28 protein-coding genes are annotated in these 25,293 nt (G+C 36.6%); 9 read left to right on the top strand and 19 right to left on the bottom strand.

The features are described from left to right. Window positions 1-43: 43 nt before the first annotated feature. Both ACK3CR_RS12125 and pdhA read right to left on the bottom strand, forming a co-directional pair. Window positions 44-1,021: an alpha-ketoacid dehydrogenase subunit beta gene (locus ACK3CR_RS12125; RefSeq protein WP_243513804.1), complete on the bottom strand. Its 978-nt coding sequence runs from the start codon at window positions 1,019-1,021 to the stop codon at window positions 44-46. A gap of 3 nt (window positions 1,022-1,024) precedes the next feature. Further along, on the bottom strand, window positions 1,025-2,140 hold the full coding sequence (pdhA, locus tag ACK3CR_RS12120) for a pyruvate dehydrogenase (acetyl-transferring) E1 component subunit alpha (RefSeq protein WP_061803546.1): 1,116 nt from the start codon (window positions 2,138-2,140) through the stop codon (window positions 1,025-1,027). Window positions 2,141-2,852: 712 nt separating this feature from the next. Between pdhA and ACK3CR_RS12115 the strand changes: the two genes are divergently transcribed. Next, the gene (locus ACK3CR_RS12115; RefSeq protein WP_019392993.1) at window positions 2,853-2,993 is read left to right on the top strand and encodes a YjcZ family sporulation protein; all 141 of its coding nucleotides are present in this window, start codon (window positions 2,853-2,855) and stop codon (window positions 2,991-2,993) included. Between the two features lie 135 nt (window positions 2,994-3,128). After that, window positions 3,129-3,680, top strand: coding sequence for a peptide deformylase (gene def, locus ACK3CR_RS12110; RefSeq protein WP_019392992.1), 552 nt, complete (start codon window positions 3,129-3,131; stop codon window positions 3,678-3,680). 33 nt (window positions 3,681-3,713) lie between these two features. Here the strand turns inward: def and ACK3CR_RS12105 are convergent, their stop codons facing one another. After that, entirely contained in the window at window positions 3,714-4,487 is a 774-nt protein-coding gene (locus ACK3CR_RS12105; RefSeq protein ID WP_488975489.1) for a Cof-type HAD-IIB family hydrolase, read from the bottom strand. Window positions 4,488-5,236: 749 nt separating this feature from the next. Here ACK3CR_RS12105 and ACK3CR_RS12100 point away from each other — a divergent pair. Both ACK3CR_RS12100 and rnjA read left to right on the top strand, forming a co-directional pair. Next, the gene (locus tag ACK3CR_RS12100) at window positions 5,237-5,446 is read left to right on the top strand and encodes a DNA-dependent RNA polymerase subunit epsilon (protein ID WP_061803542.1); all 210 of its coding nucleotides are present in this window, start codon (window positions 5,237-5,239) and stop codon (window positions 5,444-5,446) included. 5 nt (window positions 5,447-5,451) lie between these two features. Beyond that, on the top strand, window positions 5,452-7,119 hold the full coding sequence (gene rnjA, locus ACK3CR_RS12095) for a ribonuclease J1 (RefSeq protein ID WP_243513809.1): 1,668 nt from the start codon (window positions 5,452-5,454) through the stop codon (window positions 7,117-7,119). 36 nt (window positions 7,120-7,155) lie between these two features. Here rnjA and ACK3CR_RS12090 read toward each other — a convergent pair whose 3' ends face one another. From ACK3CR_RS12090 to ahpA, 3 genes are all read right to left on the bottom strand, one after another. Further along, window positions 7,156-7,818, bottom strand: coding sequence for a potassium channel family protein (locus ACK3CR_RS12090; protein WP_488975488.1), 663 nt, complete (start codon window positions 7,816-7,818; stop codon window positions 7,156-7,158). Window positions 7,819-7,952: 134 nt separating this feature from the next. Then, the gene (locus tag ACK3CR_RS12085) at window positions 7,953-8,408 is read right to left on the bottom strand and encodes a TlpA family protein disulfide reductase (RefSeq protein WP_243513811.1); all 456 of its coding nucleotides are present in this window, start codon (window positions 8,406-8,408) and stop codon (window positions 7,953-7,955) included. Between the two features lie 96 nt (window positions 8,409-8,504). Further along, window positions 8,505-9,047 (bottom strand): biofilm-specific peroxidase AhpA, encoded by a 543-nt coding sequence (ahpA, locus tag ACK3CR_RS12080; RefSeq protein WP_234962136.1) that lies wholly within the window; start codon window positions 9,045-9,047, stop codon window positions 8,505-8,507. 377 nt (window positions 9,048-9,424) lie between these two features. Between ahpA and ACK3CR_RS12075 the strand changes: the two genes are divergently transcribed. After that, window positions 9,425-10,282 (top strand): mechanosensitive ion channel family protein, encoded by an 858-nt coding sequence (locus ACK3CR_RS12075; RefSeq protein ID WP_243520939.1) that lies wholly within the window; start codon window positions 9,425-9,427, stop codon window positions 10,280-10,282. A gap of 43 nt (window positions 10,283-10,325) precedes the next feature. Here the strand turns inward: ACK3CR_RS12075 and ACK3CR_RS12070 are convergent, their stop codons facing one another. The 8 genes from ACK3CR_RS12070 to ACK3CR_RS12035 all read right to left on the bottom strand — a co-directional run bounded on the left by ACK3CR_RS12070 (window position 10,326) and on the right by ACK3CR_RS12035 (window position 15,866). After that, window positions 10,326-10,574: a YkuS family protein gene (locus tag ACK3CR_RS12070; RefSeq protein WP_268582550.1), complete on the bottom strand. Its 249-nt coding sequence runs from the start codon at window positions 10,572-10,574 to the stop codon at window positions 10,326-10,328. A gap of 61 nt (window positions 10,575-10,635) precedes the next feature. Continuing rightward, window positions 10,636-11,763, bottom strand: coding sequence for an N-acetyldiaminopimelate deacetylase (locus ACK3CR_RS12065; RefSeq protein ID WP_328123374.1), 1,128 nt, complete (start codon window positions 11,761-11,763; stop codon window positions 10,636-10,638). A 110-nt stretch (window positions 11,764-11,873) separates the two neighbouring features. Further along, on the bottom strand, window positions 11,874-12,593 hold the full coding sequence (gene dapD / locus ACK3CR_RS12060; RefSeq protein WP_019392982.1) for a 2,3,4,5-tetrahydropyridine-2,6-dicarboxylate N-acetyltransferase: 720 nt from the start codon (window positions 12,591-12,593) through the stop codon (window positions 11,874-11,876). Between the two features lie 123 nt (window positions 12,594-12,716). Continuing rightward, window positions 12,717-13,610 (bottom strand): WD40/YVTN/BNR-like repeat-containing protein, encoded by an 894-nt coding sequence (locus tag ACK3CR_RS12055; protein WP_243513820.1) that lies wholly within the window; start codon window positions 13,608-13,610, stop codon window positions 12,717-12,719. Beyond that, window positions 13,600-14,073, bottom strand: coding sequence for a flavodoxin (locus ACK3CR_RS12050; protein WP_243513822.1), 474 nt, complete (start codon window positions 14,071-14,073; stop codon window positions 13,600-13,602). The genes ACK3CR_RS12055 and ACK3CR_RS12050 overlap by 11 nt, the downstream gene beginning before the upstream one ends. A 128-nt stretch (window positions 14,074-14,201) precedes the next feature. Then, window positions 14,202-15,074, bottom strand: a complete 873-nt coding sequence (gene ccpC, locus ACK3CR_RS12045) for a transcriptional regulator CcpC (protein WP_243513824.1) — start codon at window positions 15,072-15,074, stop codon at window positions 14,202-14,204. A 138-nt stretch (window positions 15,075-15,212) separates the two neighbouring features. Further along, a complete protein-coding gene (gene abbA, locus ACK3CR_RS12040; RefSeq protein WP_019392978.1) occupies window positions 15,213-15,401 on the bottom strand; it encodes an antirepressor AbbA in 189 nt (62 codons plus the stop codon). Window positions 15,402-15,623: 222 nt separating this feature from the next. Beyond that, window positions 15,624-15,866 (bottom strand): DUF1797 family protein, encoded by a 243-nt coding sequence (locus ACK3CR_RS12035; RefSeq protein ID WP_019392977.1) that lies wholly within the window; start codon window positions 15,864-15,866, stop codon window positions 15,624-15,626. A gap of 145 nt (window positions 15,867-16,011) precedes the next feature. Here ACK3CR_RS12035 and ACK3CR_RS12030 point away from each other — a divergent pair, with 145 nt between their 5' ends. Then, entirely contained in the window at window positions 16,012-16,242 is a 231-nt protein-coding gene (locus ACK3CR_RS12030) for a glutaredoxin domain-containing protein (protein WP_243513828.1), read from the top strand. Between the two features lie 76 nt (window positions 16,243-16,318). Here the strand turns inward: ACK3CR_RS12030 and ACK3CR_RS12025 are convergent, their stop codons facing one another. Beyond that, on the bottom strand, window positions 16,319-17,536 hold the full coding sequence (locus ACK3CR_RS12025; protein WP_243520941.1) for an EAL domain-containing protein: 1,218 nt from the start codon (window positions 17,534-17,536) through the stop codon (window positions 16,319-16,321). A 187-nt stretch (window positions 17,537-17,723) separates the two neighbouring features. Here ACK3CR_RS12025 and ACK3CR_RS12020 point away from each other — a divergent pair, with 187 nt between their 5' ends. Further along, window positions 17,724-18,587, top strand: coding sequence for a metallophosphoesterase (locus ACK3CR_RS12020; RefSeq protein ID WP_243513835.1), 864 nt, complete (start codon window positions 17,724-17,726; stop codon window positions 18,585-18,587). Window positions 18,588-18,658: 71 nt separating this feature from the next. Beyond that, a complete protein-coding gene (locus ACK3CR_RS12015) occupies window positions 18,659-18,886 on the top strand; it encodes a hypothetical protein (RefSeq protein ID WP_243513836.1) in 228 nt (75 codons plus the stop codon). Window positions 18,887-18,944: 58 nt separating this feature from the next. Here the strand turns inward: ACK3CR_RS12015 and ACK3CR_RS12010 are convergent, their stop codons facing one another. From ACK3CR_RS12010 to ACK3CR_RS11995, 4 genes are all read right to left on the bottom strand, one after another. Continuing rightward, entirely contained in the window at window positions 18,945-21,074 is a 2,130-nt protein-coding gene (locus ACK3CR_RS12010) for an RNA degradosome polyphosphate kinase (protein WP_243513837.1), read from the bottom strand. Between the two features lie 282 nt (window positions 21,075-21,356). Further along, window positions 21,357-22,919: a Ppx/GppA phosphatase family protein gene (locus tag ACK3CR_RS12005; RefSeq protein ID WP_480380872.1), complete on the bottom strand. Its 1,563-nt coding sequence runs from the start codon at window positions 22,917-22,919 to the stop codon at window positions 21,357-21,359. Between the two features lie 116 nt (window positions 22,920-23,035). After that, the gene (locus ACK3CR_RS12000; protein WP_243513840.1) at window positions 23,036-23,821 is read right to left on the bottom strand and encodes a glucose-1-dehydrogenase; all 786 of its coding nucleotides are present in this window, start codon (window positions 23,819-23,821) and stop codon (window positions 23,036-23,038) included. A gap of 15 nt (window positions 23,822-23,836) precedes the next feature. Continuing rightward, window positions 23,837-24,697, bottom strand: a complete 861-nt coding sequence (locus ACK3CR_RS11995) for a GRP family sugar transporter (RefSeq protein WP_243513844.1) — start codon at window positions 24,695-24,697, stop codon at window positions 23,837-23,839. A gap of 142 nt (window positions 24,698-24,839) precedes the next feature. Between ACK3CR_RS11995 and ACK3CR_RS11990 the strand changes: the two genes are divergently transcribed. Continuing rightward, window positions 24,840-25,292, top strand: a complete 453-nt coding sequence (locus ACK3CR_RS11990; protein ID WP_243513846.1) for a YkyB family protein — start codon at window positions 24,840-24,842, stop codon at window positions 25,290-25,292. Window position 25,293 lies beyond the last annotated feature (1 nt).

Below are 25,293 nucleotides of genomic sequence, written 5' to 3'. Positions count from 1 at the left end.
AGTCAAGGAAAGCCATTTTGTGCTTTTTTTACTTTATTAACAATTAAAATTCAAGAACTTCTTTTGCTTTTTCTACGATGTCATTGTTGTTTGGTAACCAAACACCTTCAGCTTCTGAGAATGGGAATACAGTATCAGGAGCTGCAACACGTAGTACAGGCGCTTCAAGGCTAAGGATAGCGCGGTCGTTGATTTCAGCAACAACGTTAGCACCGATACCTGCTTGTTTTTGAGCTTCTTGAACAACAAGTGCACGACCTGTTTTCTCAACAGAAGCAATAATTGTGTCAATATCTAATGGGCTTACTGTACGAAGGTCAACAACCTCTACAGAGTAGCCTTCTTTTTCAAGTTCTTCAGCTGCTTTTAATGAAGAGTGAACCATTGCACCGTAAGTGATGATAGAAAGGTCTGTTCCTTCACGTTTAACATCAGCTTTTCCGATTTCAATTGTATATTCTTCTTCAGGTACTTCCGCACGGAAAGAACGATACAATTTCATGTGCTCAAGGAAAATAACAGGATCGTTATCGCGGATCGCTGCAATTAAAAGTCCTTTTGCATCATATGGAGTTGCTGGAATAACAACTTTAAGACCAGGTTGTTGAGCAACTAATCCTTCTAAGTTATCAGCGTGAAGTTCAGGCGTATGTACTCCACCACCGAATGGAGAACGGATTGTAACTGGAGAAGTCCAACGACCACCAGAACGGTAGCGCATACGAGCCATTTGACCAGAAATTGAATCCATTACTTCGTATACGAAACCGAAGAATTGAATTTCTGGAACTGGACGGAATCCTTCTAGACCAAGGCCAAGCGCAAGACCGCCGATACCAGATTCAGCAAGCGGTGTATCAAATACACGATCTTCGCCGAATTCTTTTTGAAGACCTTCAGTCGCACGGAAAACCCCACCGTTTACACCAACGTCTTCACCGAATACTAAGACGTTTTCATCGTTTTTCATCTCTGTGCGTAATGCATCAGTGATTGCTTGAATCATTGTCATTTGCGCCATGTCTTACTTCGACTCCTTCTCTTGATAAATTTCATATTGTTCCTCTAAATTGTAAGGCATTTTATCATACATGATAGACATTAAGTCTGTTACTTTTTGTTTTGGTTCAGCATCAGCTTTTTTGATTGCTTCTTTAATGTCTTCTTTAGCTTGATCAATTACTTCGTTTTCTTTTTCTTCATTCCATAAGCCTTTAGCTTCTAGGAACGCACGGAAACGAACTAGTGGATCTTTTTGCTCCCACTCAGAATCAAGCTCAGCTGTACGGTAGCGAGTTGGATCGTCACCAGCCATTGTATGTGGACCATAACGGTAGCAAAGTGTTTCAATTAATGTTGGACCTTCGCCACGAACAGCGCGCTCACGAGCTTCGCGAACAGCTGCATATACTGCTAAAGCATCCATTCCGTCTACTTGAATTCCAGGAATACCTGCTGCAACTGCTTTTTGAGCTACAGTGCTTGCTGCAGATTGCTTTTCAACAGGAGTTGAAATTGCGAAACGGTTATTTTGAACAACGAAGATTGCTGGAGCTTTGAATGCACCTGCAAAGTTAATACCTTCGTAGAAATCCCCTTGTGAAGCTCCGCCATCACCAGTGTAAGTGATTGCAACTGCTTCTTTACCGCGCTTTTTAAGTCCAAGAGCAACACCTGCTGTTTGGATATATTGAGCACCGATAATGATTTGTGGAGAAAGCGCATTAAGATCCTCAGGCATTTGGTTACCTTTAAAGTGACCACGAGAGAATAAGAACGCTTGATATAATGGAAGACCGTGCCAGATTAATTGTGGAACATCACGATATCCAGGTAAAATCCAGTCTTGTTTTTCTAATGCAAATTCAGATGCAAGTTGAGAAGCTTCTTGTCCAGCAGTTGGAGCGTAGAAACCTAAACGTCCTTGACGGTTTAAAGAAATTGAACGTTGATCTAAAATACGTGTATAAACCATACGACGCATTAATTCTACTAATTGTTCATCTGTTAAATTAGGCATTGCTGCTTCATTCACAACTTCGCCCTTCTCATTTAGAATTTGAAGCGTTTCAAATTGCTTTGAAATTGCCTCACGCTGCTTATCAAAATTTAAAACTGATTTCTTAGTTTTGGCAGCCATTCTCGTCACCTCTTCCTTTCGTTTTAAACGTTTGCAAATTTAGTGTAAAAAACTAGTGTTAAAATAGTTCCTGTCTTAGAGTAACCAAAAAAGGCAAGCTGAACTCATTTTGTTTTCTAGCTTCTCATTCTTTATGTATTCTTCCCCTATTTTTTTGACAAAAACAGCGTCAGAATGAAAACAAACATTTTGTTGTAACGTTTAACTGTATTAATTCCTACTGAAGAAATAGTAATACAATTTTTTCTTTCCGAGGACTAGTTTACAACAACTATAAAGAATTCGTCAATCTATTTACATCAACATTTTCTACCCTTTTTATTTCCAACTTCCTCTTTTAAAAAACACGTCCTTCTGTACTAATACAACATTGTTCACTGTACTATTATAGTAGTCTATTCAACAGACAATGCTCATTACACAGCGGAACGTAATCTCGGCAAAATTCAGGTTATAGCGACAAAATGTACTCTTGTGTATTGTTCACGTAGTTGTTTTTTCCTTTTTTTCCTCCGTGTTATATAAAAGGAAAATCCCTATTTTTAAGATATCTTTTCTTTTTAAAATTTTTTAATACTTATATTTTTTTAAAAATGCAAGCTTATTTTCTCTCCATAGGCAGCAACCTACACCACATAGAGCATTTGTCATAATGTATAGTAATCCGGTTTTTTTTAAAAGTCGGTAAAGGGATTTAAAAGGAGGAAACAAGATGTACGGTTATGGGGGACACGACTGCTGTGGTTATGAAGGATATAGTTATGGTGGAGAATGTGGAACAAACGATGGATTTGTTTTAATTGTTGTTCTATTCATTCTATTAATCATTGTTGGAGCTTCTATATTCTGTTAATTAAATTACAAAGGAGGATGTCTAAAACGACATTCTCCATTTTTATCGATTTTGAATGTATGCTTTAAAAGGAAGTTGTTACATAATTAAATTGTCAATGTTATAATAGTGTCTTGAGTAAAGGAGTGTGGAAAGATGATTACAATGAATGATATCGTTCGAGACGGACATCCAACGTTAAGACAAGTTGCTGAAGAAGTTCAGCTTCCAGCTTCAGAAGAAGATAAGCAAACGTTACAAAGTCTGTTGCAGTACGTTATTAATAGTCAAAACCCTGACACTGCTGAAAAATACGGACTTCGTCCTGGTATTGGACTAGCAGCGCCACAAATTAACGTTCCAAAGCGAATGATCGCTGTTCATGTGACAGATGAAAAAGATAAGCTTTACAGCTACGCATTGTTTAATCCAAAGATTGTAAGCCATTCTATTGAGCAGACTTATCTTTCAGGTGGAGAAGGCTGCCTTTCTGTTGATGAAGAGATTCCTGGATATGTTCCTCGTTACAAGCGTGTGACGATAACAGGAACAAATATTAATGGAGAAACGGTCAAGCTTCGACTTAAAGGGCTTCCTGCCGTCGTGTTTCAGCACGAAATCGACCATTTAAATGGTGTCATGTTTTATGACCATATTAATAAGGAAGAGCCATTCACTGCCCCTGATGGATCAACGCCTATTGAATAAAAAAACAGCGCTGCGTTTCAGCGCTGTTTCTCATTAAAGAAGGCCAATCATCTTCAGGCCGTGTAAAATTCCATCCTCACTTACATCTTTTGTTTCATATCGCGCTGCTTCTTTTGTCTCTGGCTCCGCATTTCCCATTGCTACTCCGTGCTCTACGTATCCAAGCATTTCAATATCATTTAATCCATCACCAAATGCGTAAACATCTTCTTTGGAAACTTTAAGAGCTTCAATTACTCGCTCAATCCCTTTCGCTTTTGAAGCTCCGCTTGGTAAAATATCTGTTGAAACAGGATGCCAACGTACAAATTTAAAAGCATCAAACTCTTCTTCATACTGTTTTTCTTCTCCAACTTCACAAAATAAAAGAGCTTGGTAAATCTCACGCGTTAAAAAATAGTCGGGGTCATGCTGTGGATGGGAGAATTTTAATGTGCTTATACTATCCTCAATATATTGGTGATGAGGAGTATTTGCTTTCATATCGTCATGATCCATATATACGACAGGATGTTCTAAGCTAAGAGCTTTGTCTGTCAGTTGACCTAGCGCTTCACGTTGAAGAGGATTCTTATAGAAAACTTCACCGTTTAATACAATGTATTGACCATTGAAGCTTATATAAGAATCAATCTCTAACTCTTCTCTTAATTCTTTAAACATAAATGGCGCTCTTCCTGTTGCAATAGCAACTATGTACCCTTTATCTTTCAGACTTTGCACAGCGCTTTTAGTTGTCTGTGGCAAATTTTTCTCATGGTCAAGTAAAGTTCCGTCAATATCAAAGAAGATAATTTTCTTACTCATTCATTCATCACCTTGCTCCCTTAGTATATGATTTACCTTATGCTTCTTCTAGCTTCTCACATTAGATATGTCTCTTTCAGTATAACAAAACGCCCTTTCTCAAACAAAATGAGATTGAGTTCTCCAATGTTGCTAAAATAATAAATTCCCAAGATCAACCATGCGAGAAACCGGACAACCTTGCATATAATAGAAATAAACATTTTTGTCATAAGGAGTTGAATCATCTTGCTAAAACGACTGAAGAAACGCCTTGTACGCCAATGGAACGACATGTGGCGTCAGAAAACCATTGCCTAATTTTTTTTATTTTACAGCTGCGACTTCTTCGAAGAAGTCGCATTTTTACTATAATTATTAAAACGCTTTACACGATAGATTGACTTCACGTCAAAAGACAACTAAAATATAGACACAGAGAAACTTTATGTAAGTAAGGGTATACGTTCCCTTCAGTACGGATCAATACATTCACAGAAGCTTTGAGTATTGCTTTTTCTAGAACGCCCTAGCGATATATCAAGCTTTTCATACCAGAAAATGAGCTATAATAGCCTTTTGATTTCCCTGCGATAGGGGTATACATAATTATAAAGTTCTTTGATAGATACTATAGCTATACCTAATAAAGATGCTTCCCATTCTGCTATAATGTATTTTCAGTTAGAAAAAACATTAGATATTAGCGGATTTTATAATATTATAATAAAAAAATGATTTGAATTACGGAATTAAGGAGAGATGAAACAATGATTTTCAAAGTGTATCACCAGCAAGATCGTTATGAAGTACCTGTACGTGAGAAAACACAAACTGTTTATGTAGAAGGTGATTCTGAGCGCGACGTACGCTATAAGCTCAAAGATCATAATATAAACATCGAATTTATCCAACGTATTGAAGGTGCACATCTAGAATATGAACAACAGAACGAAGATTTTAAAGTATTGGAGTTATGATAGAAATGAAATTTGTAAAAAACAATCAAACAGCAGTGTTCGCTTTAGGCGGACTAGGTGAAATCGGGAAAAACACCTATTGCATTCAATTCCAAGACGAAATTATCGTTGTTGATGCTGGAATTAAATTTCCAGAAGATGAATTATTAGGAATTGATTATGTTATTCCTGACTATACCTACTTAATTAAAAACGCAGATAAAATCCGTGGAGTTTTTATCACTCATGGTCATGAAGACCATATTGGAGGAATTCCATACTTATTAAGAGAGCTTAATGTTCCAATCTACGGCGGAAAACTTGCTCTAGGTCTTATTCGCAATAAACTTGAAGAACATGGTTTACTTCGCCGTGCAAAACTTCATGAAATTCATGAAGATGACGTTATTAAATTCCGTAAAACGTCTGTAACGTTCTTCCGCACAACACACAGTATTCCAGATTCTTATGGAATTGTTATTAAAACACCGAACGGCCAAATTGTTCACACAGGCGATTTTAAATTTGATTTTACTCCTGTAGGTGAGCCAGCAAACTTAACTAAGATGGCTGAAATCGGAAAAGACGGAGTTCTTTGCTTACTTTCTGACAGTACAAATAGTGAGGTCCCTAACTTCACAATGTCTGAACGTCGCGTAGGAGAGAGCATTCATGATATCTTCCGTAAAGTTGACGGACGTATTATATTTGCTACATTTGCCTCAAATATTCATCGTCTTCAGCAAGTAACGGAAGCAGCTGTTCAGCACAATCGTAAAATTGCTGTATTCGGCCGAAGCATGGAAGCAGCCATTCAAATTGGTCAAGATTTAGGCTATATTAGCTGCCCTAAAGATACGTTTATTGAACCAAATCAAATTAATCGCTTACCTGCAAACAAAGTAACCATTCTTTGTACAGGAAGCCAGGGAGAACCAATGGCAGCTCTTTCTAGAATCGCTAGCGGTACTCATCGTCAGATTCAAATTATCCCTGGAGATACTGTTGTTTTCTCTTCTTCACCAATCCCGGGAAATGCGATTAGCGTAAGCCGTATTATCGATAAGCTTTTCAGAGCAGGTGCTGAAGTTATTCACGGACCATTCAGCGATATTCATACATCAGGACACGGTGGACAAGAAGAACAAAAACTTATGCTTCGCTTAATTAAACCAAAGTTCTTTATGCCAATTCACGGGGAGTTTAGAATGCAACGCATGCATAACAAACTTGCTCAAGACTGCGGTGTAGAAGCTGAAAACTGCTTTATCATGGACAATGGTGAAGTACTTGCACTAAGTGAAAACGAAGCATCTGTTGCAGGAAAAGTACCATCTGGCTCTGTATATATTGACGGAAATGGTGTTGGCGACATTGGAAATATCGTTTTACGTGATCGCCGCATCCTATCTGAAGAAGGCCTTGTTATTGTCGTTGTAAGCATTAATATGAAAGAATTCCAAATTGCAGCAGGCCCTGATATTATTTCAAGAGGATTTGTATATATGCGTGAATCTGGAGATCTCATTAACGATGCTCAGTCACTTATCACAAAGCACCTTAGCAAAGTAATGGAGCGCCGTACAACACAATGGTCTGAAATTAAAAATGAAATTACGGACACGCTTTCTCCTTTCTTATATGAGAAAACAAAACGTCGTCCAATGATTTTACCAATTATTATGGAAGTGTAATAAAAAAAGACCCTGGATGTCCAGGGTCTTTTTTTATTAATCACTAACAAGACGGTTTTCAAAACGATTAATATCCACATCAGCTCCAATAACAATTAAAATGTCTCCTTGACGAATTGTTTCAGATGCTTGAGGAGATACAATGATGTCATGGTTGCGCTTGATAGCGACAATGTTAATTCCGTACTTGGCACGGATGTCTAAATCAATTAAAGAGTTTCCATCTATCTTCTGGCCTGCTACAAGTTCTACAATACTATGTTCTTCTGACAGCTCTAAGTAATCAAGAACAGTGTTTGACATAAGGCTATTGGCAATTCTTCTTCCCATGTCTCGCTCAGGATGCACGATTCGGTCTGCGCCAATTTTAGAAAGCACTTTTTCATGATATTCGTTTTGTGCTTTTACCGTAATATGCTCTACACCAAGCTCCTTTAAAATGAGTGTTGTTAAAATACTTGCTTGAATGTTATCTCCAATTGCCACTATGACATTTCCAAAATTACGAATTCCTAAACTTTTTAAGACATTCTCATCTAGAGAATCTCCAATAACAGCATGTGCAGCAATGTTGGCATATTCGTTTACTTTGTCTTCATCAATGTCAATTGCTAGAACTTCCATTCCTTGGTCACTTAATGTTTTACAAATGCTTCCTCCAAAGCGCCCAAGTCCAATAACGGCAAATTCTTTTTTCATTTTGACAACCTCCATTATGTACCGATGTTTCTCATATAAATTTAGCCTATGCTTATTTACTATAAGGGAAAATAGATTAGAAAGCAAAGAAGGAATCTTCAAAAAAAAAGCGTCCAATATGGACACTTTTTTTATTATTCACTTTTTTCTGTTTCGCCAAGCACGCGGTTTACGCGTTTTTCAAGCATCTTCATGCCACTTCCACCTGCTTGGAAATGACGAAGCTGACCTGTTTTATCGAAAACATAGTATGCTGGAACATATTGATTTTCAAACGAATCTGTTAGCTTATGCTCGCTGTCTACAAAAATAGGCTGCGTAATTTCATGTTCTTTAGCTACTTTTTCGATTTGTTCAACGTTAAGATCATCTTCAGAACGAGGCATATGTACAGCAACAACGTTAAGCTGATCTTTATATTCATCGCGAAACTCATTTACTTTTGGCATTGCTTCTTTGCACAGATGACAGCTGATGGACCAAAAGTGAATAAGTGTTGGTTTTTCACCAACTAAATCTTCTTTTGAAACTTGTCCATTTAACCAAGTTGTTGCACCTTCGAGTTCAGGCATTGGAGCACGTAATTTCATCGTTTATTTCCTCCCTATTAACAAGCAGTTCACTTGCAAATTAAGTTTAGAAAGAGGTCTAACGCTCTGTTAGACCTCCATGTCATCATGTATAAATTAAAGAGTTTTTTGACCTGGTTTCCAGTTTGCTGGGCAAAGACCACCAGTTTGAAGTGCTTGAAGAACACGAAGTGTTTCATCAACGTCACGACCAATGTTGTTGTGGTTAACAACCGCATATTGTAATTCACCTTCAGGGTTGATGATGAATAGACCGCGAAGTGCTACACCTTCTTCTTCAATTAACACACCATAGTCACGAGAAACTTGGTGGTTTGTATCAGCAGCTAATGGATAGTTAAGATCTCCAAGACCGTTATCTTTGCGATCTGTGTTAATCCACGCTAAGTGTGTATGGATTGTATCTGTAGAAACCCCTATCACTTCCGCATCAAGGTCTTCAAACTCATCGTAGCGATCAGATAAAGCCGTAATTTCTGTTGGACAAACGAAAGTAAAGTCCATTGGATAGAAAAACAATACTGTCCATTTGTCATTTTTCATGTTTTCTTCAAGACTTACTTTACCAAATTCTTTGTTAGCTAGTACTGCTTCCATTTCGAAACGTGGTGCTTGTTTACCTACCATGCGTTCTGCCATTAATAATCCCTCCAACAATATAGTTAAATGAGAATACATAGAAGTTATTCTCATTTACATCTCTTTTCAACAAGTTCAATTATAGAGTAGACAGGGTCACCAGTCAACTATTAATAGTTAATACTATTTTAAAATAAATTTAAATAACTGACGATTTTAATGAGCTTGTCCATATGAAACAAGCTTAGCTTCTCTCTCTTTATTTTAATACAACCCTACCCTAACTTTCCAATAATATGATTGATTCTTTTCATACTTATTATGCATGAAACTTTCGTTGACAATTCTACTTAGTAGTTTATCATGGACAAATGAGGGAAAAGGTTAAGAAGTAAATGCTGTGTCCCCTACTGTTTGGACGAGAAAGGATGATTTTATTGTTTGATGTAAATCAGTTTGATTGGGAAGGACTTTTAGTTAATGCAGGACTCATTGCCCTTAAGGTTATTGGGCTGTTGATTGCCTTTTATATCGTAAGAGCTATCGGTAGTCGCGTTATGAACAAAGCTTTTCAAGAAGTTGCAAAGCGTAGAAATATTTCAGAAGGCCGGTCCTTAACTTTACATAAGCTAGCCGAAAATATTTTTTCCTATGTTTTAATATTTATGCTTGTTGCCACGCTATTTGGTATTTTTGGTTTACCAATTGCAAGCTTAATCGCTGGAGCAGGTGTTGTTGGACTTGCCATTGGATTTGGAGCTCAGGGGCTTGTCAGTGACGTTGTGACTGGTTTCTTCTTACTGTTAGAGAAACAAATTGATGTGAATGATTATGTAACAGTTGGAAGCTTTGATGGAATTGTTGAATCTGTTGGACTTCGTACAACACAAATTAGAAGCTTTGACGGTACGCTAAACTATGTGCCAAACCGTGAAATTACAAGCGTTAGTAATCATTCTCGAGGAAATATGCGTGCGTTGGTTGATATCGGAATTTCTTATGATGATAACATTGATCATGCAATGGAAATTATGCAAGCTGTATGTGACCGTGTAGCCGCTTCTAACCCCCTTGTTGTTGAAGGCCCTAATGTTATAGGAGTTCAAGGTTTAGGAGCCTCTGATGTAGTGCTACGCGTTATTGCTAAAACAGAAAATATGGAACAATGGGGTGTTGAACGTCAGCTTCGTAAAGAAATTAAAGAAGCGTTTGACGAACATAATATTGAAATTCCTTTTCCACACCAGGTTTATATTCACAAAAACCAAGAAGGAACAGAAACATCTTCCTATTAATTAACAAAAAAGACGTCTTCAAGACGTCTTTTTTGTTTGATGATTATTGTTGGTTAATATGTTGGCTTACTTGCTGACAAAGCTCATCAGCTGTATATCCTGATGCCGTAAGGATTGGGTTTTTTGTTGTTGTATCCATAATTCCCATCACGTTTGATTCGCTTCCTGTGACAACACAGCAGTCACAGCCGTTTGCATCGTTTTCATTATGAAGCTCTACAACTTCATGTCCTTGCTGTCTTAGGGCTTCTGCCACATCTGTTAAGCCATTTTCAACACCAATTCTTGCCATCACTTTCCACCTCCTACATACACGTACTATTTCCTTAAGAGGGGAAAGTTATTCCAATATTTTAGTTTTTTCTCTTTCCTTTATAAGTTACGTAGCGGGATAGAAGAGAAATGGCTTTTTCAATTGCCTCCTCATTTGGCAGAAGCTTTGAATGATGAAGGCCATTTTCTGAATCAACACCAAGCCAAAACATAACTCCAGGAATTTCTTTTAACATATAACCAAAATCTTCTCCTGTCATTGCTTCCTTGCAGTGAACAAGGGACATTTCTTCATCTTTTTGAATGAAATCCATAAATTCTTTTGCAAGGTTTTCATCATTATATACTTGATGATACATCGCTCCGTAATCGATTGTTGCTTTGCACTCATAGCCAGTTTCTATACCTTTTACAATAGCTTCAATTCGGTGTTTTACCTTTTGCATTGCTTCTGGTGAAAGAGTACGAATTGTTCCTTCGATACGCGCATTTTCTGCAATTACGTTTTGAACTGTACCACCTGTAATTTTACCAACAGTAATAACTGCACTATCTAGTGGATCTACATTACGCGCGACAATGCTCTGCAACTGTGTTACTAAAGAACAAGAGGCAACAACCATATCATTTGTAAGATGTGGATATGCAGCATGTCCGCCGCGTCCCTTTAAATCAATAAAAAGCTCTGACGTGTTAGCAAACAAAAGGCCTGGTTTCGTTGCAACCGTTCCAACAGGATATTCAGGAGCGATATGAAGAGCAAGAATAATATCTGGTTTCCATTCTCGCATTTCTTCGCTCTTTAGCATTGGCTCCGCCCCACCTGGTCCTTCCTCTGCTGGTTGAAAAATAAATACCATATTATCCTCAATTGGATTTTCAACAACATATGTAAGAAGACCCAAACCAATGCTCATATGAAAGTCATGTCCGCATGCATGCATATTTCCTTCATGTTCTGAAGAAAATGGTAGATTGGTTTCTTCTGTAATTGGTAACCCATCAATATCTGCTCTGTATCCAATCGTTTTTGACGGATTTGATCCTTTAACACGTACGAAAAGCCCTGTTTTCCAAGGTTTGATTTCGACCCTTTCACCTGGAAGAGTTTGCAAATACGTCAGTAAGTAGCGCTGCGTTTTAAATTCTTGAAAGCCAAGCTCAGGGATTTTATGTAGATCACGACGAATTTTTATAAACTGATTCATGTCTCAACATCCTTTAATATAAAATGGCGATGAAAATAAACAGAAAGGAAAGCGTGGCAAATAAGCATACCACGCTTTCCTTCTTAAAATGAGCTTCTTCTAACTCTTATTTAGTTTTCTTCGTTAAGTTGACGAAGCTCTTGCTTGATCTCAGTTTTTGATTTTGTTTTTTCATCAATTTTCTTAATTACGCGTGCTGGAGTTCCAGCTACAACAGAAAATGGAGGAACATCTTCAACAACAACAGCTCCTGCTGCAACAACAGAACCTTCACCAACTGTTACGCCTTCAAGAACAACTGCATTTGCTCCGATTACAACGTCGTCTTCCACAATAACAGGTTTTGCTGAAGGAGGCTCAATAACGCCAGCTAAAACAGCGCCAGCTCCAATGTGACAGTTCTTACCTGTCGTAGCACGACCACCCATTACAACGTTCATGTCAATCATTGTACCTTCGCCGATTACACAACCGATATTAATAGAAGCACCCATCATAATAACGGCATTATCACCGATTTCAACTTGGTCACGAATAATTGCACCTGGCTCAATACGTGCTTTCACACCTTTAAGATCTAATAAAGGAATAGCAGAGTTGCGGCGATCGTTTTCTAATACGTAGTCTTCGATTTTTCCTTCATTGCTTTCAAGAACTGTTTTAATATCTTTCCATTCACCAAATACAACGCCTGTATTGCCTGTAATGAAAGCCTTTGAAGCACCAAAGTCAATTGACTCTAGCTCACCTTTCACATAAACTTTCACAGGTGTTGATTTTGTGCTGTTTTGAATAAATGAAATAATTTCATTTGCATCCATCATTTTCATCCTTAGTTCCTCCTTAAAATGCTTATGTATTTGTTTAATGTAACAAATCCGACCTAAGTTGACAAGCTTTATTCACTTCTCATAAACCTAGAATGTGTTAAGGTGAACATTCTTTCCCTTTGCTTAATGAAGAACAAACATATCTTTTTTGCATCCAACATATTTGCTTTCATACAACCCTGCAACCATGAAATCTTGTTCACCATTTGCCACACGGAATCCGTGTCCTTTAACAGTTTCACACTGATGAAGAGCACTGTTATAAACATCAACAGAATAAATATTAGAGAAGCCTTGTCTATTTTGAGTAGATGATGCATAAATTTCACCATTATGTTCTGATAAATCTAAATAGCAAGACTCTGTTCCAGGGCTCTTACATTCTTTAAAAATCCATCTCTTCATTGTAAGGATTGGCGTGTATTCAATTTTCCCCCGTCTTCCTTTACTTGATCCTTTTGCAGCTACTAAATAGCTATCATTTAAAGTAAGAAGAGATGAAATCATCGCTTTTTCCTCTTTGTTAATATGTGTGAGACTTCCTGTTTTTAAACTATACATCCATATACCACCATACAGGCTATGAATCTGTGTTCCAATAAATAAAAAATGACTTGTAATACAGAGTGAACGAATCGTTGGCTTGTTTTTCAGATTCTCAAAAGGCTTAATTGTTCGCCAAGAAGTACCCGCATTCTCTGAAAGATAGATCGTATGCTGACCATGAGTAGCGACGATGTTCTCGTCGCTACCTGTAACAGACCATACTCTTGCTTTTGTTGGTAAGTGCGCAAGGTTCCACCTTTCTCCACTATCCGTTCCTTTAATCATTGTGCCATCGTCACCAACTCCAAAGAGATTGCCACCGACTTTTTTTAAACTTAAAATACGATTTCCAATTGTTAGCACTTTCTTAAATTGACCGTTATAAAAACGATAAATTCCTTCTCCTTTTACGGCTAAGTAATAACTCCCTTCTCCATCGTATACAACAGAGGTAGCTCCTTTATGAAACATGGGAATCCACTTTTCCTTTCTCTACCCATTTCAAAAAGTTTCTAGCAAATGTTTGGCATTCTAAAATCTGCTCATCTGTTTCTGGATAAAGCTCGATCTTCAGCTTTTCAGAGAAGACGTCGCCACCCGCTTCTAAAGCTCGCTCGGCAAATAAATTTACAGCTTCACAATACTGAGGATAGTCTCGATCACCAGAGCCAAAGCAGCCAATTTTCTGACCTTGTAGCGTACCCTTCTCAAGCTCATCGTAAAAATCTTCTGCCTCATATGGTAAATCTCCATCTCCCCATGTATAAGAACCAATTAAAATATTGTCATAGTTTTCTATATCTTCAATAGATATCTCATCCATAAATGCGTAAGAAACATTTTGTCCTTCACTTTCCAATGTTTCTTTTAATATTGTTGCGATATCTTCTGTATTTCCCGACATACTTACAAATGTAATAAGCGTACGGCTCATTTCCATCACCTCTTGTAATTGATAATGATTATCATATGTTCATATTATTGAAAATGATTATCATTGTCAACATTATTTCTTTATTCTTTCTTCCTATAAAAAAAAGTTTGCCTGTTATTCAGGCAAACTTATACACCTTTATATTCTGATATTACTTCTAAAAAAGCTTGTACTTGCTTTAATTTAAAGGAAGAGTCATAGCCAAGAAGCCACGTATCTCTTGCGATAGGCTTTCCTTTTTCATCTAACAGTGGAAGCTTATAAACAGAGTCATCTTCTTCCTTTAGAGATACAGAAGGTAATATCGCATACCCAATTCCATGTAAAGCCATTTGTTTACACGTTTCAATCTGGTCTACCACAATTGTTCTCTTTGGACTCGTTTGAAATTGAGTATGCCACCAGTCCTGAATTTCTTGATAATACGTTGAGTCACTTTTAAACTGGATAAAAGGTTTCTCTGTTTTTAAAACATCTTGGAATTCTTGAATTTCTGTATCAACAAGATAGAGCTGATCTGTAAGAAGGTACTCTTTAACTCCTTTCCAATCAGGGTTCCCTCTGATAATCCCAAGGTGCACGCTATCATCATACACATATTGCAACATTTCACTACTCCAGCCTGTTACAAGCGATATTGTCACGTGCGGATATTTTCTTACAAACTCTTTTAGTACATTTGGAAGCCAGTGCTGACCGATAATAGATGCAACAGCAAGCTTCAATGTTCCATGGACTTCTGTTTGCAAAGAGCCGAGCTCTTCTTTTACTTTTTCTTCTTTCTCGACCATCTCAGTTGCAAACTCAATAATTTTTTCTCCTGCTGGTGTAAGGGCAAGTCCTTTTTGTGAGCGTATAAAAATTTGAGTTTCCCAAGCCTTTTCAATTGTTTGTAAACGCTGTGAGAGCGCCGGTTGTGAAACGAAAAGCCGCTGAGATGCTCTGCGCATATTAAGCTCTTGTGCTAACACAACGAGCATTTTACATTCAACAAGCTGCATAATTCCCCTCAATTTCTTTTGTTTTTATTTATTATAGTCTTTCAAATAATTTTTGAACATATAAAAGCAAAAAAGGCAAGCGAATATGTCTTATTCGCTTGCCTTTCTTCACTCTATTATTTTGTATTATATGTATTGCTATGATAATTCTCGTAAACGACTATATAAAGAAGCAATTTCTTGATATTGCTTTGTTTCTACTGTTTTTAATCCATGTTCAATATCTACAAGATGACTGCTTACAACTTCTAACGCATATCCTTGTTCAAATAATATATGAAGTAAAAGCTGCTCTTCTTCCTTTGCAAGCGAAGCTGTCGCCTTCATTCGTCTCCCCTCCTCTCTTATCCTATATATAAAAGTCTAAAAGGTCTATATCGCTCTGTCAATATAACATCTTGGCATTTCATTCCTCTTTTCCTGAGCTCTTTCTACATTTTTCGACGCATACAAAAAAGAGCCAAAACAAATGTTTTCGCTCTTTTTAAACTTTAGGAAAAAATATAACATATAACCTTTTTTTCACAAAAAGCTTTTTTAAAATATTTCTTATACAAGTTGAAGTAAATCAAAGATTTCAATTGTGATAATATCAATATTATCGAATTCATACGTTTTAGGCTTTTCACCTTTGTTGAATACTTTTAATTCAAAAAGGTCCCCTTTTGCTTCATATGTAACGCTACAGATGCGCTCTCCGTTTATTTCAAAAAAGCGCTGTGGCTTTTCAAGCGTTTCTGTTTGGTTTTTCAAGCTTTCTAATCGGCTAATAATCGCTTTTAATTGTGACATTTTTAAACTCCCTTATGTTTATTTATTGTTATTCATTATCGTTTGGCAGAATACGAACAGTCATTCTTCTTTTCATTCCACCTATAACGGTGCTAAGCTATGATAACATGTACCACATTAAAAATCACCTTAAGGAGGAACAAAAATGAAAAAAGTAGAATTATACACTCAACAAGATTGCCCACCATGTCACATTGTAAAACAGTTTTTAACACATCACAACATTTCATTTATAGAATTTGATATAAAACGTGATGCAAAAGCGCGAAAACACATGATAAATACGTTAGGCTCTTTTTCTACTCCAACCGTTGTTGTAGAAGATGAGATTGTGACTGGCTTTAATATTGAAAAACTTGAACAGCTTCTATTATAAACAGTATTACCCTTATTATGAAACAGAAGACTATAAAATATAAAATCCCCTTACCTAAAAAGGAAAGGGGGGACATTTATAAGAGCGCATCTTTTTCATATAAGTAATCATAAGACAAGTCTATAAACAAATACTGTGTTTGACCGAGCGGGAACGAAAACGTACGGACGGTTTCACCTACTTCAATGTCGCTGTACAAGTCTGAAAGAATTCCGCGCTGATTCAAGCTCATTTTCATTACATTTTCTAAGAAGTAAGGACGCCAGCTCCAGTTTTTATGAAGATATTCAGGCTGAAAAATCCATTCTCCTTCTCTTTTTAATCTGTTCCCTGAAAGCTGAAAACCATTTTCATCGCAAACGTACATTCGAAAGCACATTTTATCAAGCTCCTCACACATAAAAGCTAAAAGCTCGTCATATGTTTCGTAATGCTTATGCTTAGATAACACATCTTCGACTTTTCGATGAATTTTATTTGTTAATTCATGAAGAAAACGCAACTTCTTTTTTTCATGATTAATAAACATTTCAAATTGGTTTTTTAATTTTTCTTTTAAAATCCCTTGCTCAACTCGTTTTCTTTCTGGTTTATGTAAGTAAAACCCTTGAAAATACCTTCCTCCATTTCGCCATGCATATTGGAGCTGAAAAGAAGACTCAATATCTTCATAAAGAAGGGTTGCTCCTATCTTATGAGCAAGCATTGAAAGAGAATATAAAACATCGCGGTACGACTGTGGAACAGATGTTTTTAGAAGCATATGTAGATCAACTTTTAAAATATCTGGCTGAAGCAAACCAATACGATCTAAGTTACTTCCTTCTTTCCCAATATTATCCACAGCAAGTTTAATACCATATGTACGATAGTATAAAAGTAAATGCTGAAGATGCTCAATCTCTCCTTCAAAATTATGTTCTGTAATTTCCATCACAATACGAGAAAGGGAGAGTCCTTTTTCTTCATACGTTCTTAAAAGTGAAAGAAGCTCTTCCCCATGATCAAGCATTAGCAAGTTCGGGTTTTGATTAAAAAACAAAAGATAAGGCTCTTCACTTTCTACAGCATCTTCCAGAGCTTGCACAATAATTGATTTTTGTACTTCATTTCGATATTCTTCTGGAATTGTTTGGTCATAAAAAAAAGACCCTAAGCTTACAACCTCACCATTGTTATCAAAGCGAGCTAATGCTTCATAACCAACAACTCGGTGTTCATCCGCACTAAATATAGCTTGGTAATAAGGGAAAACTTTGTCCATGTTTGTTAGGATGTCAAGTGGATCCATTATGAACACCTCCTTTAGTTTTAATGTTAACAAATAGTATAATATGAGTTTTATATTTGCGCTAGTATATTATCTCACCATTTTTCATTTTTTAAGAAAAAAGTGAAAAATAAAAATAAACAATTATCTTCTCTATCCTTATTTAAATATCCTACATCTAAATAAATAAAAAACAAGGTGTGTTAGTAAAATGAAAAAGATAACGAGAAGAACCTTTTTAAAAGGAAGCGGTGCTCTTATACCATTTTTAATAAGTGGTTTTGGATATATGTACATTCGCTATATTGAACCTTTTTATGTGCACACGGTTTTTAAGACCCTAAGCTCAACAACACTCCCTAAGGAACTTAGTGGAAAAAGAATTGTTCAATTTAGCGACATTCACCTTAATTCAACATATACACTAAAAAAGCTTCGTAGACTTGTTAAACAAATAAATTCCCTCTCTCCTGATCTTGTCTTTTTTACAGGCGATTTAATAGATGCTCCACAGCAATACAAAGAAGCTGGAGAAATTCCCCCTATTCTAAAACAAATTAAAGCCCCTCTCGGTAAATTTGCTGTTTATGGTAATCATGATCATGGAGGGTTTGGAACTAATTTATACGAAGAAATTATGAAGAAAAGCCATTTTCAGCTTTTAAAAAACAGTTCTGTACGAATTGAAGGGAGTGATGAAAAAGCACTAGTAATCTATGGACTTGACGATGTGATGCTCGGTAAGCCAAATCTTACTCAAACGCTTCAGAATGCTTCTCAAGACTTTTTCTCTATTGTCCTTGTTCATGAACCAGATATCGCTCCAGAAGTAGCACGCTACCCAATTAACCTTCAATTATCGGGTCACACACATGGTGGACAGATACAACTGCCTTTTATAGGTCCTATTGTTACTCCTCCATATGGCACTAATTATGTAGAAGGTCTTTATACAGTTCAACATTCAGCAATGAAACTTTATGTAAATCGAGGCTTGGGAACAACTCGTCTTCCTTTTCGTCTACTTGCTCCACCAGAACTCACTATCTTTACACTAAATCATATACGTCCATAAAGAACAGGCTCATTATTCTTCATCTTGTCATACACTGCTAAGGACTAGAGTTTATGAGGAGGAATTTCACTATGCAATATTATCCACCACACTACTACCGTAATCAGCCAGATGAACGCTTTTTCTTTGGTGCTCCGTTTCTAGGCGGTCTTGCTGGAGGATTGTTAGGTGGATTGACTATTGGCGCAATTGGCGGAGCATATCGACCACCTTTCTATGGACCAGGACCTTTCTATGGACCAAGACCTTTCTATGGGCCACCTGTTCCATATTATGGAGGCTATCCTTACTATCGTTAACTAAACTTGTTGTTTTAAGATAAAAAGCCCCCAAACTTCCGTTTGGCGGCTTTTTTAGCTATTCCTCGTCTTCCCCTACACTATAGGCAAGCTGAAATAAGGTTTGCTGGCTATCTATAATTGGTTCATCTTCAGTTCTTTTTACATAATGGTACGTTCCATCTGGAGACTGTTCACGTGCTTTTACATTATCACTCATCATAATTTGCATCCATTGGGTGATACGTTGCTTCAAATACCCGCTAAAAATTGGAAACATAATTTCAACACGTTTTTCCATATTTCTCGTCATTAAATCCGCAGAAGATAAGAAAAACTTTTTCTCTCCGTTATGGTGAAAATAATAAATGCGTGTATGCTCCAAGAAACGCCCCACAATACTTCTCACTGTAATGTTTTCGCTTACGCCTTTAATACCAGGGCGAAGGCAACAAGTCCCTCGTACAATTAAATCTACTTTTACACCTGCATTTGAAGCTTCATAAAACTTCATAATAAGCATTTTATCTGTTAGAGAGTTCATTTTAGCAATAATATGTCCATTTTTGAACTGATGGTGATAACGAATCTCTTCTTCAATTAAATGAATAAAATCTTTACGAATGTCATATGGAGCGACAGAAAGGTGATTATAATTCGGTTTTTCGGTATAACCACTTAGGTAGTTAAAGAAGTTAGTCGCATCAATCCCAATGCGATGGTTCGATGTAATAAGACCCGCATCTGTATATATTTTAGCTGTAGCATCATTATAATTGCCTGTACCAAGGTGGACAAACCGTTCAATGCGATGATTTTTTTTACGTACAACAAGCGTAATTTTACTATGTGTTTTAAGGTATGTCATACCGTAAATTACATGACAGCCTGCCTTTTCGAGTTCCTTTGCCCATTGTACATTATTTTCTTCATCAAATCGAGCTTTGAGCTCTACAAGTACTGTAACCTGTTTGCCTTTTTCAGCTGCTCTTTTTAAAGCTTTAATAATTGGCGAGCCTCCGCTGACACGATACAGTGTTTGTTTAATTGCCAATACATCGTCATCATCTGCTGCATCGTTCACAAAATCGACTACAGGTTCAAATGATTCGTATGGATGATGAAGTAAAATATCACGTTCTAATGCTTTTTCAAAAATATTTTCATTATAATACAAATCACGAGGAGGTTGAGGAATGAGCGCTTCATAAATTAAATGATCATGCGTCATTGATACAGTTTTATAAAATGAGAATAAAAATGTTAAATCAAGCGGTGCATTAATGCTATAAATATCTTTATTGTGGACTTCAAGTTCTTTTTTCAAGTAATTTAAAACATGGTGATCATACTGTTCTCCTTTAACTTCTAATCGAACAGCAGCTCCCCACTTACGTTTCCGAAGCTCTTTTTCAATTTCCCGTAGAAGATCTCTTGCTCCCTCTTCATGAATGGTCATATCGGCATTACGGGTAATTCGAAATTGTGTAACACTCTTAACTGTAAAACCTGTAAAGAGCTTGTGAATATAAAAAGATATAACATCTTCTAAAAAAATAAATAAGCGCTTATGTTCAGATTGTGTAGGAAGTTCAATAAAACGATCTAGCACACTCGGAACTTGAACTAATGCAAGTTTTCCTGTTGGAAGAACCATTTCTTCATCCTCTGATTCTCCTTGTTCTAATACAATAGCTAGGTTTAGCGTTTTATTTAGAAGCATTGGAAAAGGTCTATAAGCATCAACAGCCATAGGAGTTAAAACAGGAAAAATTTGCTCATCAAAATGATTTTCTAAAAAAGCTCTCTGTTCTTTTGTTGCTTGATCCATTGAAATAAAGCTTATTCCTTCTTCTTCTAGTAATGGAATGAGCGAATTGTATGTTTCAGACTGGATACTTACTAATGACTGATTCTTCTCAGCAATTTTTGAAAGCTGCTTTTTAGGCGTGAGTCCTGCTTTATTCTCTGGTTTGTTGAAACCTGCTTTTACTTGATCTTTCAATCCTGCTACTCGAACCATAAAAAACTCATCAAGGTTAGAGCTGAAAATAGCAAGAAATTTCAAAGATTCTAGAAGAGGATTATATGTATCTATCGCTTCTTCTAATACCCGTTCGTTAAAAGCGAGCCAACTTAACTCACGGTTGTTGTAATACTCAGGATTCCCTAATCCTTCTACCTTGTTATTTGCACTTAATAGTTCCACAGTTTTTTACCACCCTTACTATTTCTCTATCTCTTTATATAAGGAGCGTAGAAAGAATTATCATCTTATTTCAAATTACCACTTAATTGTTAAGCTAATGTAAATTTTCTGTTAACATTCTTTAAAATTCAAAGAATAATTCCTTTTTTGTCACATAATGTTAAGTGAACATATTTCTTTTTGCGCATATAACAATAAATATTAATAAGGCCTTTAGGCCTGTAATCTCCTTTTGCAATTACAAAAAAAGCCTCTTTATCCAAAGAGGCTTTTTTAATATGTCTAAACTTCTGTTTTGTTTACAAATTCAAGCTTTAAATTTCTTTTAATTACTTTTTCTAAATGCTTTTTTTGTTTTTCTGCCTGATATTCTTCCGCTCGATATTCATCCCTACAGCTTATATAAAGCTCAACTGTATTGCTGTTGTCTTGTTTTACTTTTATCTCTTCAACAATATTTCGTTTTGTTGCATTTAAGCTATAAGAGAATTTAAGAAGAGCTCCTAAAAAGCGAAGTTTTCTTTGCTCGTCCTTTGTAAACCAGCCTCCATAAGGCTCCATATATTGTCTAAAAACACCCTTGCCTTTATATGATGAAACAAAAGCAAGTTTCAACCGATCTCGGTGACGTATCCCCTCAATCGTTCTATTAGCTATAATGTTAAATGTATGCTGACTGCTTGATTCAGAATCGATATATTGACCAAAGTGGAATAAGTAAGCGCCACGCTTAAGTAGCAGCCAATCTTCTTCTTCCCATGATAGTTGAAGCACTTCTTTTAAAGAGTCTAACATGCTCATTGCAATCGTAAGCACTTGCTTAGCGTGCTCTGTATCAATTTCAAAATCATAAATAAGGGCTTGGAAACTTTCACGGGCAACATGCGGAAAAGATTCAATATTAAGAGGTCTCATAATTTCATCAAAAAATACTCCTTCACGCAGCCCTTTTCTACTCAACATAAATAAAGGTGCATCTGAATATTCGCAAATTTGTCTAAATACCTCAATTGCTGGAAGGATCGTATCTGCTCGATCTTTTGAAAGCCCGTCCATTCCTTGTAACTGTTCATAAGAAAGTGGACAAAGTTTTTGGCTAACATATGTAATATCCTCAGGCTTCATTTCATACTGATGAAGTCCTCCTAGTGGATAATTTATAAAGCTTTGATGAAGCTGTGCAGCATTTCTTGCACTTCCTCCAATAGCTATTATCGGAAGTCTTCGAGAACGGAGCCATGGAATTTCTTCAAGCTGACTATGGAGATAATGTTTCATCTCTTCGTACTCAGCAATAGTTGGAACATCTCCTTGAACAAAATTTAACTTTAAGGAAAGAGCTCCAAACGGAAAACTATGAAACTCAACGAGCTTTCGATTTTGGAAATACGTAACTTCTGTACTTCCCCCTCCAATATCAATTGTAATACCTTCTGTAATTTCAGTTGAATTAATAACAGCTAAAAAACCATAGTATGCTTCCTCAAATTCCGTAATTACATTCATATGAAAGTCTGTTTCAAGCGCAACTCTCTTTTTTATTTCTTCAACATTCTTTGCTTGGCGAACAGTTGCTGTTGCTACACATTTTACATGGTTTAAATCATGATGTTTTGTAATCGATTCAAAGCTCTGCAGTGTATTCAACAAAACAGAAATGCCCTCTTCTGTTAACACGTTTTCTTTATTGAGATAATTTCGTAACCGAGCTACTATTTTTATATTTTCAATTTCTTTAAATCTTAAGCCTTTATTGTGCTCATAAATGACTAATCTCATTGTGTTTGATCCAATATCAATCATTCCATATTTTGTTTTCAACGTTTCTTCTACACCCTTTACCATTTGTTTTCTTTATCTTCCCTCGCTAAATCGTTCAATTGAAAAGAAACTTCCAAATCTGGAAGTTTCTTTTTTATTTATGTCCATTTTAGCTGAAGTTTTTAGAGGAGACAACTATATTATCCTTTACCAGCTTGGAAACCTGGATAAAGCGTCATGCCTCCATCTACGTGTAAAGTTACCCCTGTTACATACTTCGCTTCTTCTGAAGCAAGAAAAGCAGCAATTGAGGCTACTTCTTCTGATTCTGCTACATATCCCATGGGAATAAGCTCAATTACGCCTTTTTTCTCTTCTGGATCTGAGAATTTTTCAGCATTGATTGGCGTATTAATAGCTCCTGGACCAATAGCATTTACACGAATTCCTTTTGGTGCATACTCAAGTGCCAGCGTTTCCGTCATCATACGAATTCCGCCTTTACTTGATGCATAGTGAACAAAATGCGGCCAAGGAATTGTATCATGAACGCTTGACATGTTAATAACTGTACCTTTTTTGTCATTTTTAACCATGTGATCAATAGCATTGCGAGCGCACATAAACGTTCCAGTTAAGTTTACTGAAATAACTTTATTCCAATCTTCAAGCGACATCTCATGTGATGGAATTTCTTTTTGCACCCCAGCATTGTTCATCATAACGTCGAGTGTTCCGAATTCAGATATTGCCGTGTCGATCAGCTTTTTCACATCGTCTTCTTTAGAAATATCTGCTACAACACCTGTTGCTTCTCCACCCGCTTTTTTCACTTCTCCTACCACTTCTGCTAAAGCCTTTTCGTCATTTGGTCCATTTACGACAACTTTCATTCCTTCTTGTCCAAAACGAATAGCAATAGCTCGTCCAAGACCTGAAGTACTTCCTGTTACAACAGCTACTTTTCCTTTTAAGTCATTGTACATCATGATGTCCTCCTTCTATTTCGTAAATCCTAGCATAACTCCGCCAACGATAATTAAAATGGAGCCAATAATAACAAATACCATTTGTGTTTTAGTTTTCTTCTCTCCGAGGAAGAATATTCCTCCCAAAGTAGAAATAATAATTCCTGTTTGCGATAAAGAGAAACTGGTGGCTACACCAACAAGTGGAATGGACAATAGTAATGCAAGGTTTCCCGTACTCCACCATATTCCTGTGAAAATATTTCGTAATGTGTACTTATCATATGGTTTATGTTTAAGAGACATAATGAAAGCTCCTACAACCATTCCTATTGACTGAGGTAGAATAGCTGTCCACCCGTCAATTTCAAACCACCGGATAATAACAACATATGCGACATATCCCACTGTTGAAAGAAGGAGAATAAGCAGTCCTTTTGTGAAATTAGACTTCCCGTTTCCTTCACCACCATTTGCTGATTTATCATAAGAGTTACAAATGGCTCCAATGATAATCGCAACGAGGGCAATGATTCCTATTGTTAACTTTTTCCCTGTATCCCATTCCCCAAAAACAAGCACCCCAAACAATGATGTTCCAACAAGCTGCATTCCAGTTGAAAGTGGAACTGTTTTAGATACACCGAGATATTCAATGGAACGGAACTGATTCATCTGTCCAATTGACCAAAAAACTCCCGAAATAAAGCCAATAATAAAAATAAGCGTTGTAAAATCTGGAGTAGTGAAAAAATATACGACAATAGAAAATAAAAGGGCGCCTATTGTTGTCCCGAGAACCTGACTATAAGGTCCTCCTCCTAACTTTTCACTTAGGAAAACAAGGCTTCCCCACGTAATAGCTGGTATAAGAGCAACAAGAATATCTAACATAAGTTCACCTTCTTTTCTTAAGGTTTTAAAATTCAAGCTGAAATTATTATGTGAAGTGTGCTAACCTTTTATGTACAATGTTGCAAAATTAACAATAACGGCTATAATAGAGGAAAATGTTTAAAGGACAAGGAGTGAAAATATGTCTGCTCATGAACAAAAGACATTTTCAACATTGCAGCTTGCACAGGCTCTCTTTACTGTAAATCGCCATGCGAAAACAGCTACAGATCCTAAATATCTTTATATGCTGAAAAAACTTGGCTTGAAGAAGCTAATCTCTGAAAAGAAAGCCAAAAAAGAAGGCCTTCATTTTTCTCCCAACCCTAAAAATAGTCAACAGCGTTCAGATTTACTTGTTTCGGTTGCTGACTATTACTTTCATCTTCCTCCTCAGAAAGAAGACTTTGCTACCCTGCCACATCTAGGTTTACTAGATCAACAGTATCGAAATCCACCTACTAAAATGTCGCTATCTCATGCCAAAAAAATTCTTGTAGCCTATACAGGATATGAAGAAGAAAAGAAAAAGGACGAGCGCTCTCCTTACAAGAAAAAATATCAAAAGCCCGTATTCAAACCGCTCGGGAAATAAA

The sequence above is a fragment of the Priestia sp. TRM10 genome (assembly GCF_057808375.1).
Note: the sequence above shows the minus strand (reverse complement) of the source record. Positions and strands in the feature narration are given on the sequence as shown.